Origin of the sequence: Thalassotalea euphylliae, from assembly GCF_003390375.1 — a bacterium.
Classification (GTDB): domain Bacteria; phylum Pseudomonadota; class Gammaproteobacteria; order Enterobacterales; family Alteromonadaceae; genus Thalassotalea_F; species Thalassotalea_F euphylliae_A.
Genome location: NZ_QUOT01000001.1, coordinates 1 through 16,344, shown reverse-complemented (window position 1 = coordinate 16,344; position 16,344 = coordinate 1). Strand labels below are relative to the sequence as shown.

12 protein-coding genes and 1 pseudogene are annotated in these 16,344 nt (G+C 42.8%); 4 read left to right on the top strand and 9 right to left on the bottom strand.

Features of this window, described 5'->3' with window-relative positions; all coding sequences use genetic code 11:
• Positions 1 to 2 precede the first annotated feature (2 nt).
• From DXX94_RS00065 to DXX94_RS00035, 7 genes are all read right to left on the bottom strand, one after another.
• Positions 3 to 746, bottom strand: a complete 744-nt coding sequence (locus DXX94_RS00065; protein ID WP_116013052.1) for a PepSY domain-containing protein — start codon at positions 744 to 746, stop codon at positions 3 to 5.
• Positions 733 to 1,644: a PepSY domain-containing protein gene (locus DXX94_RS00060; RefSeq protein WP_116013050.1), complete on the bottom strand. Its 912-nt coding sequence runs from the start codon at positions 1,642 to 1,644 to the stop codon at positions 733 to 735. The genes DXX94_RS00065 and DXX94_RS00060 overlap by 14 nt, the downstream gene beginning before the upstream one ends.
• A gap of 63 nt (positions 1,645 to 1,707) precedes the next feature.
• Positions 1,708 to 4,860, bottom strand: coding sequence for an efflux RND transporter permease subunit (locus tag DXX94_RS00055; RefSeq protein ID WP_116013048.1), 3,153 nt, complete (start codon positions 4,858 to 4,860; stop codon positions 1,708 to 1,710).
• The gene (locus DXX94_RS00050; RefSeq protein ID WP_116013047.1) at positions 4,857 to 6,482 is read right to left on the bottom strand and encodes an efflux RND transporter periplasmic adaptor subunit; all 1,626 of its coding nucleotides are present in this window, start codon (positions 6,480 to 6,482) and stop codon (positions 4,857 to 4,859) included. The genes DXX94_RS00055 and DXX94_RS00050 overlap by 4 nt, the downstream gene beginning before the upstream one ends.
• Positions 6,483 to 6,502: 20 nt before the next feature.
• Entirely contained in the window at positions 6,503 to 7,918 is a 1,416-nt protein-coding gene (locus DXX94_RS00045) for a TolC family protein (protein ID WP_116013045.1), read from the bottom strand.
• A 232-nt stretch (positions 7,919 to 8,150) separates the two neighbouring features.
• Positions 8,151 to 8,585, bottom strand: a complete 435-nt coding sequence (locus DXX94_RS00040; protein ID WP_147302221.1) for a hypothetical protein — start codon at positions 8,583 to 8,585, stop codon at positions 8,151 to 8,153.
• Between the two features lie 176 nt (positions 8,586 to 8,761).
• Positions 8,762 to 11,698 carry a DUF2339 domain-containing protein gene (locus tag DXX94_RS00035; RefSeq protein WP_116013042.1) on the bottom strand — a complete coding sequence of 979 codons (2,937 nt, stop codon included), beginning with the start codon at positions 11,696 to 11,698 and terminating at the stop codon, positions 8,762 to 8,764.
• 262 nt (positions 11,699 to 11,960) lie between these two features.
• Here DXX94_RS00035 and DXX94_RS00030 point away from each other — a divergent pair, with 262 nt between their 5' ends.
• Positions 11,961 to 13,151 carry a methyltransferase domain-containing protein gene (locus DXX94_RS00030; protein WP_116013041.1) on the top strand — a complete coding sequence of 397 codons (1,191 nt, stop codon included), beginning with the start codon at positions 11,961 to 11,963 and terminating at the stop codon, positions 13,149 to 13,151.
• A 51-nt stretch (positions 13,152 to 13,202) separates the two neighbouring features.
• Here the strand turns inward: DXX94_RS00030 and DXX94_RS00025 are convergent, their stop codons facing one another.
• Positions 13,203 to 13,550, bottom strand: coding sequence for a hypothetical protein (locus DXX94_RS00025; RefSeq protein ID WP_116013040.1), 348 nt, complete (start codon positions 13,548 to 13,550; stop codon positions 13,203 to 13,205).
• 47 nt (positions 13,551 to 13,597) lie between these two features.
• Here DXX94_RS00025 and DXX94_RS00020 point away from each other — a divergent pair.
• The 3 genes and pseudogenes from DXX94_RS00020 to DXX94_RS00010 form a co-directional block, all read left to right on the top strand.
• A pseudogene (locus tag DXX94_RS00020) lies at positions 13,598 to 13,855 on the top strand (transposase); the annotation flags it as partial.
• Complete coding sequence (locus DXX94_RS19705) at positions 13,855 to 13,989, top strand: integrase core domain-containing protein (protein WP_116013039.1); 135 nt, start codon at positions 13,855 to 13,857, stop codon at positions 13,987 to 13,989. The pseudogene DXX94_RS00020 and the gene DXX94_RS19705, both read left to right, overlap by 1 nt.
• 152 nt (positions 13,990 to 14,141) lie before the next feature.
• Positions 14,142 to 14,621 (top strand): hypothetical protein, encoded by a 480-nt coding sequence (locus DXX94_RS00010; protein WP_116013038.1) that lies wholly within the window; start codon positions 14,142 to 14,144, stop codon positions 14,619 to 14,621.
• 105 nt (positions 14,622 to 14,726) lie between these two features.
• On the opposite strand, the gene DXX94_RS00005 is transcribed toward DXX94_RS00010, so the two are convergent.
• Positions 14,727 to 16,277 (bottom strand): DUF6883 domain-containing protein, encoded by a 1,551-nt coding sequence (locus DXX94_RS00005; RefSeq protein ID WP_116013037.1) that lies wholly within the window; start codon positions 16,275 to 16,277, stop codon positions 14,727 to 14,729.
• Positions 16,278 to 16,344: the final 67 nt, after the last annotated feature.

Genomic DNA, 16,344 nt, shown 5'->3' with positions numbered 1-16,344 from the left:
ACTTAATAGATTTTTTTGCCAATTCGATATTCACCTTGTGCTGCCAGTTGCACAGACCAAATAACACCACTAATGGCAAGCCACACGAAACACAAGGCAAAGAAAATAATCAACCCATGATTAAAATTGCCGCTTTTGCCGTAGTCCATAAAATGCAGCATGAAGGCAATATCGGCTAAGCGTTTGTTCTGGTCGCTATGCCCTATTACTCGTCCCGTCGCGGATTCAATATAAACACTTGTCGCCAGTTCATCAGCAAAATTGACCTGCCAACTTGGATTTTGCTGATGGGGAAATTCCGACAGGTTTGACTCATAAAAGCTCGCATTTACAATATCGCCTTGCCCTGAATAGCTTGCCTTGGCTATTTGGCGGATATGGCTTTCGGTCAAGCTAAAAGGCTCGCCCGTATAGGCGTGGAATAGGCTGTATTGATTGACAAAATGTCGATACACCCCCTTTTCATGACGGACAATGTAAATCGGCTCGCCAAGCAATTGCGTGAGTTGAATATCGGTTGCAGAAGATGCTTTGCTAAGAATAACACTAGGCTCTATCAACTGATTTATATCAATACCCGTTTGTTGATGCGCCGCTAGCACTGCACTGCTGCTAGCGCGATACGTATTGCCTCGTGCCTTATGGCTATCCATGACATTAAAATACAAACCAGAAAGTAGCCACAGTAATACTTGCAACGCCAGTAGCAAAGATAGCCATTTATGCGTTGTTCTAATCCACCGCATGAGACTCTCCTTGCTGGGCGCTAGATGAGTGCACAAAGTCAGTATTTGGCTGGTGGTCTTGTCGAAGATTTGGCTTTGATACGAGAAATTCCTTGCGAGATGTCATTCGGAGTGTCATACGAGATTTCAAGCGAGATGTCATACGGGGTTTTATACGAAAGTACAGTAAAACCATACCGCTAAACACCGCCAGCAAGCTTGCGATTATTGTCGCGAACAACAATTGGTTGTCAGCTTCACCATCTTGATAATCCATTAAATGAAAACGAAAGAAGTAATCAAAAACACGCCAATAGTTGTGGCGTTTGGTAACCACTTGCCCCGTTAACGCTGACACATAAATACTGGCACCATCTAACCCTTGATAATCAATTCGCCAAACAGGTAAATGTCTTGCACTTAACTCAAATGGCGTATTTTCTGCAATCAACTCGACGCTCGTTACCTCACCTTCGCCCGTATATTCGTGTTCAGCAACGGCAAGTGCTAATGCTTTTGAAAGCGGCGATAACTGTGCACCCGTTTGGGCGTCAACAAGTAGTGTTTGATTATTATTAATTGTGTGCGAGCCATCGCCATGCTTTTCACTGGATTTTATCGTTAATTGATAAACAGGTTTATCAATTAACATGGCAATAGTGAAAGATTGAATATTAGGGTAACGCCCTGCAAGCTCTATAATGGGGAGCCTAATATCACTTGGCGCTATTTTTGTTTGATGGTTGTGAACCAACGAGTTGCCGTGAATATAGTGAATATTAATTGCCACCATATAAAGGCCGGTGATTGCCCAAATTAAAAATGGGACACCTAATACCACCATTAGCCATTTATGCCAAATTCGGCTTAGCTGCTGCCAGCTTTTGTTGCGCTTGCTTTGTTTGTATTTATTTTGCACGGATAATGGTGGTTAATGAGTTCATTTTTTTATATTGGGCTTAGTAGCAACTAACTATTTTTGCTAATTTTTTCTTATGCCTTTTCTTCGCCAGAGATAGTAGACAACAGGTAATACCAGTAAGGTTAACACTAGTGCCGACACCATACCACCCACCATGGGTGCGGCAATTCGTCGCATCACCTCAGCGCCCGTGCCGCTGCCATACAAAATCGGCAACAAACCAATGATAATGGTGGCGACCGTCATCACTACAGGGCGAACTCGCATTCCCGCCCCTTGCAAAATCGCTTCAATAAGCATGGTATTAGTCATTAACTGGCTGCGTTGCTGGCATTTATCTAACGCCGCTTGATAAGCTTGATTAAGATAAACCAGCATTATTACGCCAATTTCCACGGCTACGCCTGCCAAGGCAATAAAACCAACGCCCACGGCAACAGAAAAATTAAACGACTCTAGGTAAATCAGCCAAATACCGCCAATCATTGCCAGTGGCAGTGTTGCCAAAATAATCGCCACTTCGGTGAGTTGACGGAAATTCAAATACAGCAAAATCACAATAATCGCTAGCGTCAGCGGCAATACATAAGTCAGTTTTTCCTGCGCTCTGGCCATATACTCATATTGCCCCGCCCAAGTGAGCGAATAGCCCACAGGCAACGGTATTTCTTCGGCAAGCATAGCTTTTGCGCTGGTTACATAGCTAGCAAGATCAACGTCAGGGTCGACATCAACAAAGACAATACCATTTAACCGTGCATTTTCGCTTTTAATGGCTGGTGGCCCCAATTTGATACCAATATTTGCAACATCGCCTAGCGCTATATGTAAGCCACTAGCTGTTACTATCGGCAAGCGAGCCAGCTGCTCTGGCGAATTGCGGAAATCTTGCGGGTAGCGCAAATTGATCGGATAGCGCGCGAGTCCTTCCACCGTTTGCCCGATATTCATGCCACCGACAGCAGTTGCCACCACTTGCTGAACCTCGGCGATACTTAATCCATAATGCGACGCTTTAATGCGATCAATGTCAATATCGATATAGCGCCCACCCGCAACACGTTCGGCATAAACAGAGGCTGTACCTTGATGTTCACCTAGCACTTGCTCGATTTGTTGGCCAATTTGCTCGATCACCGCTAAATCACTACCCGCGATTTTAATGCCAACTGGCGTTTTAATCCCCGTGGCAAGCATATCGATACGGGTTTTAATCGGCATCACCCAAGCGTTGGTTAATCCGGGAAATTTCACCAATTGATCCAGCTCAGCGATTAAATAATCGGTGGTTATTCCCGCTCGCCACTGGCTTCGCGGTTTCAGCTGAATAAAAGTTTCAATCATGGTAAGTGGCGCAGGGTCTGTTGCGGTTTCAGCCCGGCCAATTTTGCCAAACACGTTTTGCACTTCGGGAATGGTACGAATCAACTTGTCGGTTTGCTGTAGTAGCTCCCTGGCTTTACCAATCGATAGGCCCGGATACGTGGTTGGCATATACATTAAATCCCCTTCGTCCAGCGAAGGCATAAACTCGCTACCAATTTGATTCACTGGCATAAAGCCAATGTAAGTCACCACCAAGGCCGCTAATACGGTCGATTTTGGAAATTTAAGTACAGCGCTTAACACAGGCAGGTAAATAGTAATTAACAAACGATTAATTGGATTTTTGCGTTCAGACACCAGCTTGCCACGAATAAAATAGCCCATCAGCACAGGAACTAGCGTAATTGCTAAACCCGCTGCAGCGGCCATTGCATAGGTTTTGGTGTAAGCGAGTGGCGAGAACATTCGCCCTTCTTGCGCTTCCAATATAAATACAGGTAAAAAGCTTACGGTAATAATCAATAAACTAAAGAATAATGCAGGCCCAACTTCGGCAGCAGATTTTGCCACTAACTGCCAGCGCGCCTTATTATCTATTGCGCCATTCGAAGAAGCTTTTTCCAGATGCTTGTGCATATTTTCAATCATCACAATTGCACCATCGGTCATCGCGCCAATTGCAATCGCAATACCGCCTAACGACATAATGTTGGCATTAATGCCTTGCCAATACATAATGATAAAGGCCACTAGAATCCCAATTGGCAGGCTGATAACCGCAACCACCGCGGAGCGCAGATGAAACAAAAATACCGCACAGACCAGCGCAACTATCGCCAATTCTTCCAACAGTTTTGACCATAGGTTTTCAACAGCACGCTCAATTAAATTAGCGCGATCGTAGACTGTGACAATTTCAACACCGTCTGGCAGCCCCTGCTTTAGCTCTTCAAGCTTTGCTTTAACGCCAGCAATGGTTTGCTCGGCGTTTTCTCCAAAACGCATCACCACCACACCGCCAACAGTTTCACCTTCGCCGTTAAGCTCAGCAATGCCACGGCGCATTTGTGGGCCAAGCTGAATATCCGCAATATCGCCTAGCAGTAATGGTTTGCCTTGATTGTTTTTATCGGCAGGAAGACCTAAGGGAATAGCCGCTAGGTCTTGCTTTGATTGAATATAGCCACTGGTGGTAACCATATATTCCGCTTCTGCCATTTCAACGACGGATGCACCTGCTTCTTGGTTACCCTGCTGTATCGCCATTTGAATATGACTCAGCGGAATATTGAAGGCGCGCAGCTTATTCGGATTCACCACCACTTGGTATTGATTGACCATACCGCCAACGGCTGCCACTTCCGATACGCCAGCAACCGCTTGCAATTCGTACTTTAAAAACCAGTCTTGAATACTGCGAAGCTGGCTAATATCGTGCTGACCGGTTTTGTCTTGCAGCGCGTAAACATAAATCCAACCAACACCGGTTGCATCTGGCCCTAATTGTGGCTTTGCAGCAGCAGGCAAACTCGGTGTAACTTGTGACAAATACTCTAACACCCGCGATCGTGCCCAGTACAAGTCGGTATCATCATCGAAAATAATATAAACGTAAGAATCGCCAAAAAACGAATAGCCACGCACCGTTTTTGCGCCCGGCACCGATAACATTGCCGTGGTTAGCGGGTAAGTCACTTGATCTTCAACCACTTGTGGCGCCTGACCCGGATATGAGGTTTTGACGATCACTTGCACGTCAGACAAATCTGGAATTGCATCTACGGGCGTTTGTTTTAACGCATATAAACCGCCAGCGACAAGCATCAAGGTTAACAGTAAAACCAATAACCGATTGTGAATAGACCAGTAAATTATACGCGCGATCATTGGCTAGCCTCGCTAGCATCGATAGCGGTTATCTCTGTAACAACAAAATCACCAGCACGTATCTCAAAAGTAAAACGCACTTTATCACCGCTCTTTACTGCTGATAAATCCAAGTTATCACTAACCATGAAATCCATTGTAGTGGCTGGTCGTTGCCACTTTTCAATCGCTTTACGAGAAATATTGATAACGCGTTGTGCATTTCCCTCTTCTGCATCAACGTCTGCACGAATGTCTGCATAAACGATGGCATTAACAATCCCGTTAACTGTCGCAGTGGCAGCTGTATCACCGGCCATCGACGACATACGCATAAAATCAGATGAAACACTCGATTCTGAATCAATTAAAAACTGAGCGGAAATAACCACTTCATCGCCAGCTTCTATGCCAGCTCCTAGGCCATCAAGAATGGCAACTTGCTCACCACTTACTTGCCCTAAACTAACTGCAACCGACTTAAACTGTCCGTCACCTAATGCCAATACCACGCGATCTTGCAGCCCAGTGCGAATAACTGCTGATAATGGCACATTAACGGTAGGCTCACTTGGCGTTGCATCAATCGTAACCTGAGCATACATATTCGGCTTTAATTGCTCATTAGGGTTAGTAAATTTAAGCCGAGCTCGTAGCGTGCGATTATCAGCACGTAAGGTTGGATAAATATAATCAACTTCACCTTCCCATGTTTGACCCGGTAAAAAATCGAGTGACATACTGACGTTGTTACCTATCGTGATAAAGCTTGCATCACTTTCTAGCACTTGTGCTTCAACCCACACGGAAGATAAATCGCCAATGCTCATCAGCGTATTACCCGGCTCAACATAAAAGCCTTCACGAATTTTTAGATTGTTGATCACCCCTGACTTGGGCGCGTAAAAAGTAACGTTTTGCTGTACTTGACGCGACTTGGTTAAGCGTTCAATAAAAGATTCACTCAAGTGCAGCGCGCTTAAACGAGCTTTAGCCGCTTTTACTAAACTGTTATTTGGAAAGCTTTTGGAGGCTTGCGCATTAGCAGTGCTAGCAACATTGGCGCGGTTAAGCGCAATTAAGAACTCTTCTTGCGCATTGACTAATTCAGGTGAGTACAAGGTATAAAGCGGCTGCTCTGCCTTAACTTGATCCCCAGCAGCTTTGACAAAAAGTTGTTCTACCCAACCAGCAACTCGCGGGTGAATATGCACGATAGAGTCTTGATCGTATTGCACCACACCTAGTGTGTTTATTTGATGCACAAGTGATGCTTTTTTGGCGATCGCGGTGCGAACACCGAGATTATTAATCACATGTGGCGCTATGCTTACCGCACCTTCACCGTAATCTTTTCCACCACCTTGCGAGCTTATTTCATCTTCATAAACAGGAACAAGATCCATGCCCATGGGCGATTTACCTGGTTGGTCGCGGCGATAGTTAGCGTCCATTGGCGCAACCCAATACAATGGTTTTTTCTCTTTTTCGCTTGTGCTTTCGGCTGTCTCACCTTGAGTAGCTTCACCTCGGTTATCAGCCCCCGACGGGAACAATAAATATCCGCCAAGCACGCCTAAGGCTATGCCAAAGATTAACAATGCGATCGGTTTAATCGCTATTTTTTTTAACTTTGTATTCATAAAATTTCCTAACAAAAATCTTATTTACTTGCCGTGTTTTCGGTCGTTGTGGTGAAGTAATAATTTAAGCGACTGACCGCTTTGAGCAGCTCTACATCTATGGCCAATGCCGTTACTTTGGCATTAAGCTCAGCGATGCGCGCTCTCACCACATCGGTAAAGTTGCCATTAGCATTGGTATAAGCCGTTAGCGTTGCTTTTGATTGCTGCTGAGTTTGTTCAAGAATTTGCGATTGATATAGGGCTTGGCGTTTTTTTAAACCGACAACATTTGCCAGCTCTTTCTCTGTTTCACCAAGCATTTTTTGCAGTAGCAAACGTTGCTCTGTTTTTACCGCTTCACTTTCTGCCGTTGCCGCTAACAGCCAGTTATCTTGGCGCTTTTCAGTAAACAGTGGCACTTCAACACTTACCCCAACGGAGAAAAAGTCAGCGCGCTCGCCACTATTAGTTTCATTGATAAAACGGTTGTCTGCATCGTCACGATAACCATAGCTCGCATTGAGCTGCCATTTAGGCTGATACTGAGTTTTGGCAAGTTTAACGCTTTGCTGCGCAACTTTTTCATCTATGCTTTGCGCGCGAATTTTAGGATGCGTTAAAAAACGCTGCACAAGATTCGCCTGACTATGGCTTTTGTTGCGACCGCTAAAGTCAACCAAAGGTAGGCGGCTAGGTAACTGGATTGATAAATATTCTAATCCCGCTACATCGCTTGGCAGGTACTCAAACAAGGCACCTAGCGCAGCTAAATATTCTTGCTGCTCAGTTGCTAACCTATCATCGAGCTGCAATAACTCGAGCTGCGCGGCAATAATGTCTTGCTGCTTCACCTTGCCGCTAACACTGCCATAACTTGCCTTTGAGCTATCCACTAGTTTTTCAAACAAAGCGCGATCAGCTTCAATAAATTGAATCACCTGCTGTGCTCGAAATGCTTCTAACCATAACAAAGAAACTTGGCGTTTAAGCTGCGCACTTCTGTCCAACCGCAACAGAGGTTGCTTGCCTGCTGTTAGATCAAACTGCGACTTTCGTATCGCTCGTTCGCCTTTTCTTGGTAATGGCTGACTGATACCTAATCTTAGCTGTGTCATATTTTCTTGGTTAAAATCCCATGAATCAGTAGGCAAGTTTTGCACCCCAATCGAAATTACAGGGTCTGAAAAGCTCATCGCGGCTTCGCCTTTGGCAAGGCTTGCCTGTTCTTGATACTGGCTTTGATTCAGCCATGGATCTTCACTCACAGCGAGGTTAATAGCCTTTTCCAAGGTTAAAATGGAGGACACATTAGTCGAGCTGGAAACAGTACTAGCATTTCCAGCAGGTAAATAAGCACTAGCAATAGTAATGACCAGCGACAAAGCTGCGTTATACAGCCTACCGCCGTGGCGAACTTGATGATAAAAATTAACAATACTTGTAACGAAAACCATAGCGACACTCCCGTGCCCAGCCCTAGCTTCTATGTAAGCACACAACCTTTAAAACCATCAGGGATAAAACCACAACCGGAATAAAGGACGTAATGCCAACTTGTAGCTAAAAAGCTTTAACAACATGCACTAATCGCTAGTCAAAAAACTAACTAAAAGTGCAAAAACAATAATAAAAGGTGAATTGGGGGCGCAATAAGCCCTTATTTGGGGCGCAATAACGCCAGGGCTATTAATCGTGTATTGGAGGTTTGAATAAAGAAGAGAATATGCCGCGCAAAGCGACTTGTGTAAGGCCAAGAACCTTATCTGAATTAAACGCCAATGCGAGTGAAGAATTGTCACTAAAAGCTGTGACACTTGAACAGCTCGCCATTGGACATGAACAATCAGCACCGCAGCAATCCATATCACTCATGCTGGCGTGATCACTTTCGCTAATAGTCTCATTCATACTAGCCATATGCATAGCATGCTCTGCGTGCAAACTATCCTTAGATTCAATTAGTGTTTGATCTTCTTGTTGGTGGCTAGACTGCTTTTGATGAACCTGAGTGTGTTGAGTTTGATTGTGGTGAGCATGAGTGTTTTGTTCGGTGACCTCAGTGCTGGAAGCGTGGCTCATATTGCAGTTATGCGTAGCAAATGCCGATGTCTGAGAAGACACCACCATCACCATTAACAACCACAAAATAACTTTAGAGAGAAACGCTTGCATAACAAAAGAATAGATCACAATTGGCGCAAAGGATAAAGCGCTACGCAATAAATGTAAACCCAAGTCGGCGCTATTGGGCTACCAACAGGAAGCCCAATAGATAAGATTTAAGCAATCTTTAGGTGTTACCCCGCCTCATTGACAAATGACTTATTCAGCTCGTCGGCTTTGCCTGCTTCTTTGTTAGATAAGCGTTGATACCAAAATGATGCAACCAAAATAAATGCGCCTATGCCCATAAATAAGATAACTTTTTGCCAAAGTAAGGCATTTGCAGCGTCAATGATGGCAAGCTTAGCAATGCCGAGCAGAAGTATTGAAAATCCAAACTTAACAACCACTAAACGCTTATCTTGAAGGAATAAAATAAGTGCGCCATGAATGGCTAAACTTGGCGCAATGAGTAAATCAAAGCGATAGCTAGCCAACGCGAGCATAGTCACAACATAAGAAACAGCGCCTAAAGCATGTAGCAATAATGGCGTGTTCTCACCAAAGAATCTGCCAATAAGCGTGCTTTCCAATAACCCTTTTCTTTGCCACGAAGCCAACAGAAATGCCATTGGCACCAACGCGTATAGCGCGTCAACGAAGGTAAGCCCCCATGCTAGTATTATTGACATGCCAACTACAGCGACAATTAACCGCTCGTTGCGCATCAAGTGTGAAGAATACTTTATGAACACTAAGTGAGTTAGCCAAATAACCGCGCCCAACAATACGCCAATCAGCATGCTATTGGTATAGCTTGCGATATAAATAGGCAGCGCAAAGCTAAGCGATACTATTCCCCATGAACAAATATATTGTTCAAGCGCTTTGTCTATCGCTTGCCTTTCAATATAAAACGCGACGCCGTATAAAATTGCAAACCCAGCGATAGCAAACAGCCCCAATATAGGCTCAACAACCGCAATTAAGCCGATAAATAGTAGACTAGTGAAGAGTGTCAGCAACTTTGCTTCTTTGACAATAATGTCTTGCTTTAGCTTATGGGCAAGCAAGTGTGCAATCATAGGAGATAACCAGAGCAGCGCCAGCACATCCTCGTCTAAGCGCCTAGTTGCTGTACCAATCCAACAGATAGGCAATAGCAAATAGAACAAAATACGGGCGTTTTCAGCATAAGGAATAAGTTTACTTTCTACCTTTGCTCTACGATAAAACTCAGCCCATAGCCAAAGCTGAATAAAGGCAGATACAAGCGCTAATTGGGCGAATAATGGTAAGGCTGTAAAGCGGTAACTATTCACCAGTTGCGCGCCAACATTCACGTAAAAAAGAGCAACCAAAATCAGTACAACGGCAACGCCCTCAATACTTGCTTGGCGACACTGCTTTGCCCGCATTAAAACCGCAAGTTGCCAAAGGATAATCACTGCCCCCGTCCAATTGCCTATCCAAATAGACAAGCTAGAAACCAGCAAAACAGACAACCAAACAACTTCGATTAATTGCAAAGCTGGTTTAACACGTTGTGTGGTGATGTTGCCAAACAGACTTGCCTGCGTGATTAACCGTTGCCAAATGCCAATAGTTGCAATAATAGCAGTCGAAAGTAGCCAACCATCAGCAGTTTGTAACGCAGGTGTTGGAAAGTATGGCGCGAGCCCAAACCAACAATAACCGAGTGATAACCCGATTAATACTTGCCCTTGGTTGACAACATTTGGCATTAGGTATTGCCTGCCAAGGTAAAGTAACAGTATTCCTTCTGCCGCCCAAGCGATCCCCCAATAGCTATCGCTGACTAAACTAACAACTGTTAATACCGCCCATAGCACACCAGACAAAACGAAAAAATGTGTGTATGGCAGTTTTATTCGATAAAACATGGTACTCACAGCGATTGCAGCAGCAAAATTCAGTAAAAAGCTAGCAGCCACTGCAGTTGAACTAAAACCGCTCGATTGCCAAAAAAGAAGTACTACCGCCCCAATCAAGGCAGCGAAGAAAATGAGTATGCTATTGCTTTGCTTCACATTATCTAGCGGCTTGCTTAGCACCAACGAGGTATAAGCAAAAAAGAGTAAATAGAATAAATTAACGGCAAACGCTGACACTTTCGTTTCTTCAATACCGATCACCCACTCCAGTGCCAATACACAAAATGCCAAACAGACATTCGCTAGCCACGGCATTGCCTTGCGATAAGCCAATAGCAAGCTACTACCAGCGATAAAGAGTAACGATAGCAAATAGTAAAGTGATTCAACTTGCACAGTGTTGGACAATATAGGCATAGTCGCAATACCAATAATCCCCATACCCGCGACGAGATTTGCCCCAAGCCAAAGTGCTAAGCCATGACAAACAATGGCGACAACAAAGTACAGAAACAGCACAACAAGGCTAGGAATAAGCCCATAAACACTGCCGGTAAAATACACTGTGCTATATGCCAGCAATAATCCCAGCATCACAATGGCCGTCGCAAATTCACTAAAGCAAGTTTTAAGCCTTAATCCAATGCCTAAGCCGATAACACCAATTGCCGCTAGCGCCATTAATAATGACTTAGCGCCAACGCCGAGTTGATCTATTAACAATTGCATCAGGTAACCAAAGCCCGCCAGCGTTAGGCCCACACCTGCGATAGTTAAAAATACAATGCCTAACATTCCCCGTGACTTGTAGGATTCATAAGCATTGACCAGCGGAGATAACCAATCAAAAATCGAGAACAGCAAAGGCTGTAAAAATTCCCAAATGGAAAAATACGATTTCGTTTTTGATGCCTGCGCTAATTGTGTATGGCTGCCGTCAGCTGTGGTTTCTTTAGAGTGTATTTTGCTAGTTTCTGAAGAATCGTGAGGAATTGGGCTTTGAGAAGATGAAAAAGAAAAAGATGATTCAGTATTTGTTTGCCCAGAGTCGATTTGCTTATGATGCAAAACAGAATTGTCTGACGTTTCAGGCACACTTGCCAACTCACCCTGCTCAGCAGTAACGTCATTACGCGCCAAGCTGTTTAAACGAGATTCCATCGCTCGAAAACGCTGATTTACATCGGCTTCAAGCGAAGCCAGCTCGGCCTTGAGGGCTTCAATTTCCTTGTCCACTATCTTGAACTTCCTGTCACTTTAGATAACTTCAATATATGACAGATAGGTTACTGCTTTCAAGTTGCTACAGCTAAGCTGTGAAGGTGAGTTGGTGAGCTAAGCTGCGAAGCGTGTTCATCTTCTGTTAGCCGTTCGTCGCGCTACTTAAGTTAATCACCACCACGCTCTAAATAATCGGTAAGCTCGCTTAATATGTTGGTTGACCTGTCTATTACTTTATAGTTTACAGTAGTTATCAAGACTTAAATGAGCATCAAGAATGTACCGTATCTCTGAGCTGACAAACCAAGTGGGACTTTCGAGAACAGCCCTGCTCTACTATGAAAAACTCGGCCTTATCAAAGGGCAGCGACAAGCGAATGGCTATCGGCTGTATTCAGCATTAGATGTTGAGCAAGTAAAGTTTATTCAACAACTTCAGCTTGGTGGCTTGTCGTTAAAAGAATGTAAAACTTGTTTGGCACACCAAGTTGATAAAGAAATGCTTAAACAACGGCTTGCCAAATTGGACGAAGAGATATTACAGAAGCAGCAAGCCCGAGAAATGCTTGCAGCCATGGCTGGCTTAAACGCTGAGGTTAACGAACAAAGCTGGCATCAAAAGGCAATTCACGACACACCAAAAGCACATTTTAATTGGCTTTTAACACAAGGCTTTAGCGAGAAAGAAGCCTTTCGAATGAAATGGTTATCAAAAAATATGACACAACACGATCAATATATGGCTGACTTTATGCACGTTTTTGACGGACTTGAGCGGTGGGGGCCTGGTGGTGAGAGTGAAACGCTACACGCCCTTTCGCTACTCACAAGCAAGCCAAAGAGAGTACTCGAAATTGGCTGTGGTAAAGGCTTAGCGACCAAAGTACTGGCGCAGCATTTAAAAGCTGAAATTACTGCAGTGGACAACGAAGAGACAGCTCTAGCCAGTGTCAAACAAATGCTTCAAAGCCAGCCTAAAGTAAAGTTAAAAAGCTCGGTTAAAACCCTTTGTGCGACTATGACCGACTTGCCATTTGAGCCTAATAGCTTTGATATGATTTGGGCAGAATCATCTGCTTATATTATGGGGGTGGAAAACGCACTGACTGCTTGGAAACCACTACTAACTGATAACGGTTTACTGGTGTTTAGTGATCTCGTTTTGCTGACAAATAAGCCAAGCAAAGATGTGACAGCGCATTGGCAAAAAGACTACCCCGATATCCAAACCATTGAGACCAGAAGAAAACAAATTGCCAAAGCAGGATATCAGCTAATTGCTGATTTTACTTACCAGCAGGCCTCTTGGGATAACTATTACCTCCCCTTACAACAGCGAATTAACGAGTTATCTACTGGCATGAAAGGCTCCCAAGCACTGGCTGATTTATCACGCGAAGTTGAGTTTTATCTGAAATATCAAAAAGAATATGGTTATCAGATGTTTGCTGCTCAGTTTAAGTTGTAATAACAATCAATTAAGCAGCTAAATATTCTGAAAACACTGGTTTAAAAAATTCTATGCTGTGTCTTGTCTTTCGACATTTTCCTCACCAACCTGAGATTTTACAATTGAAGTGACTTTATCATCGGCTTGCTTTATTTTTTCTTTGCCTTCTTTTTCTAGCTTGTTTGCCATAGCGGTAAAGCCAGGGATTTTTCTCAACTTCTCAACAGCATCAGCATATTTCACACTTTTATCTAGGGCATCCATTAAAGGGTGGTCAGTTGTATTGTAATCTGAAATCAATTTACCAGGTTTTTCAGAGTTAACATAAAGAAGGTTATAAAGAAGCTTTATTTTTAAATCGTTAGAAATACTGTCTTCACCGATTTCCTCTGACCTTTCCCCCGAAATTAAGACCATGACTTTGATGAGATTTCCAATAAACTGGAGACAGTGGAGATCTCAAAATGAAAAAACGTTACACCGAAGAACAAATCATTCGAGCCATCAAACAGCATGAAGCAGGCACTAAAGTTGACGATATTTGCCGAGAAATGGGCATATCTACTGGTACGTTTTATAACTGGCGTAGCAAATATGCAGGCCTTGAAGTCAATGAAGCAAAACGTCTTAAAGCGCTTGAAGCTGAAAACAATAAGCTCAAACGGCTATTAGCGGAAAAGCTGCTTGAAGTAGAAGGAATGAAGGATGTACTTTCAAAAAAGTGGTAAAGCCTTCGGATAGAAAGCGGATAGCGAGTCATTTAATCGATAAATGGCGTGAGCACTACAACCATGTTCGACCGCATAGCTCACTGAATTATTTATCACCTGTTGAGTTCGCGAAACGGGCTGCTTAATATGAATTATCTCATTGAAGAAGTGGTACTAATTTCAGGGGAAAGGTCACACTTTTGCTAAAGAATTAGGTTTATCTATATCCGTAATCAAGCGAAGCCGTCGTGTCACAAGCTTTCTCGTTAAGCTTGATATCGATCTTGAGACAATTATAGTGGGTAAAGATCTTTTGGATGAAATAAGAAAGCTGGTTGAGTTTTGTGGCGAAGCTACAAATAAAACTCTTGTAAAACGACTAATTGCAGATGCATCAAGGCCACTAAAGGATAAAAGAAAACTTAAAGGTAGTTGTATTAAAACACTTAAAGTACTAGCCAAAGAGCAAGAAAAATTAGACCTAAATAATTTTAGAGAATATTTAGCCAAACTGCCTAATCATAAAATCAAAATTCTGAAAAATTTAAGCCTCACTACATCATTTATGAATTTCCAAGGAAGAACTGCTTCAAATGATCCAAGCTTTGCCGTAAGCCAAAATGAAAAAAAATTTCCTCGCTGGCTGTTAAAGGGCATTGTACTTTTAATCTGCTCGTTTATATCTGTTGAAAATGCCTCATTTAACTCTGGTATAGATCAAACTTCATATTCATACATGGAAGCATATTCAAAATTAAAGGAGATGAAGAAACTCTAACAAAGCCTGCATTTCTTGAGATTTAAACAAGCCAATTTTACTGGAAGTTATACAGCAACAACAGGCGCTTAGGTCACCTCATCGTTTTCTAAAATTATTAAGCACCTAGTCTAATCGACTAGAAACTTTACAATCAATACCGTTATCTCTTAGCACTTTTCCAAAAGCTTCAGCGTAAGCTTTTTTCGGTTCAATTGACTGCATATCCCAAGTATTTTCATGTATTGGTATCGGATTTGCTGGCACATCCCAGCCACTTTTGTAATTCCGATGCCCAATATTATTATCTTTTAACCACCTAGCCATGCCTTTTCGTGCGTCTGGAACAGTAACCCAAGCAAAACCACAAGCCCCATCAAAAATAGGAGAGTACTCAGCCAATGTCATAGGAGTTGGGATACACTCTTGAGCGGCTAGCTCTCCTGCAACATTCGTTCGCTGATATATATCACTCCACCTAGCATTCCCTTTTAGGCCAATAGGGGATATGTTTTGAGGTGCTGCATCAAATTGTATATCTAAAGGCTCTTTATAGGGGTATGCAGTAACAAGTCTTGGAGCACTACCACTATTAACCATCCAACCCGTTTGAATTATAGCCCGTCGGTTGTTTCGCCCTATAATTTCTATTAAAGCTCCATGATTTATACCGTGGTTATTGTGCTTCAACCTAAATATTGACGCTGTTTTCATAGCACCTGATATTTGATCGGCAAGGTACCTCCAGTCTTCACGCTTGATTCCTAAGGTATTAATGAAAAATTTAGCTTTAGAACCGCCATCTGAATGGTCTAAATTTAGAAGGTAATTTTTAACTTTATTCTTCTCGCAAACGAAGTCACCATATTTATGATTAAAGTTAACCTTATAATATACATCTTCGATTTCAGGGTTACCTTGAAGGTAATCTAATAGTTCACGAGCTACTTTCTGACTATGGGTAGGCTGAGATTTACCGTTAATCCTAGCCATGGATAAAGCCCCCCGTATAGAAGTGGTTGAAGCTTCAATCGAATGGGGTGCCTTGGCAACGAAATTCTCTGGTTCCAACAATATAGGTTTACTCATTGAGCCATATGATTCTGCTGATGATAAATCTTCTTCATAATCATCTATATAATCTGACCGATAATAGAATTGATTATTTTGAATAAAAGCTCCATCCATTAGCTGAAGTTGAAATAACCTCAAATGGAGAGGGTTACCAGTATCAATTAAACACGCGCCTAAATATGGGAGGTACGTATTAGTTTTTTGATCAATTTCGGCTGCCAACTCTTGAGAAATGCTAGTCAGTACAATGCACCATATATTGGTTCTAGCCATTTTGAATGGAAAATTGACTGTATCGACCGTATTCCAACCCTCATCTAAAGATTCAGAAAAATCACATAGAATAAGTTTGTATAGCTCCTTATCAAGCGACATAGAGTGGCTTACCATAAAACTACTTGTACTTTTCGACTTGCCTTTTGATACCTCACTTATTTTATTTGCTAATAAGTAAGGCATGATATCGCCTCTTAAGACCTGTGTATTCACAATTTGCGCACTTGACTCTGCTGCGGACACAATTTTAGAAGTACATGGTGGACCATAATAACTTCCTAGTTCAGAATGGTCTGCATCGAAAAAGAACGCAAATGGTTGATTCATCTTAATGAATCGACCAGATTTTCCTAGACACAAATAAGTTGTAAACTTTGTGTCCTAGGAGGATGAA

Bases quoted from the DNA above. Each gene is read 5' to 3' on its own strand.
- DXX94_RS00065 (WP_116013052.1), bottom strand. From the start codon at position 746: ATGCGGTGGATTAGAACAACGCATAAATGGCTATCTTTGCTACTGGCG.
- DXX94_RS00055 (WP_116013048.1), bottom strand. From the start codon at position 4,860: ATGATCGCGCGTATAATTTACTGGTCTATTCACAATCGGTTATTGGTT.
- DXX94_RS00050 (WP_116013047.1), bottom strand. From the start codon at position 6,482: ATGAATACAAAGTTAAAAAAAATAGCGATTAAACCGATCGCATTGTTA.
- DXX94_RS00045 (WP_116013045.1), bottom strand. From the start codon at position 7,918: ATGGTTTTCGTTACAAGTATTGTTAATTTTTATCATCAAGTTCGCCAC.
- DXX94_RS00030 (WP_116013041.1), top strand. From the start codon at position 11,961: ATGTACCGTATCTCTGAGCTGACAAACCAAGTGGGACTTTCGAGAACA.
- DXX94_RS00025 (WP_116013040.1), bottom strand. From the start codon at position 13,550: ATGGTCTTAATTTCGGGGGAAAGGTCAGAGGAAATCGGTGAAGACAGT.
- DXX94_RS00005 (WP_116013037.1), bottom strand. From the start codon at position 16,277: ATGAATCAACCATTTGCGTTCTTTTTCGATGCAGACCATTCTGAACTA.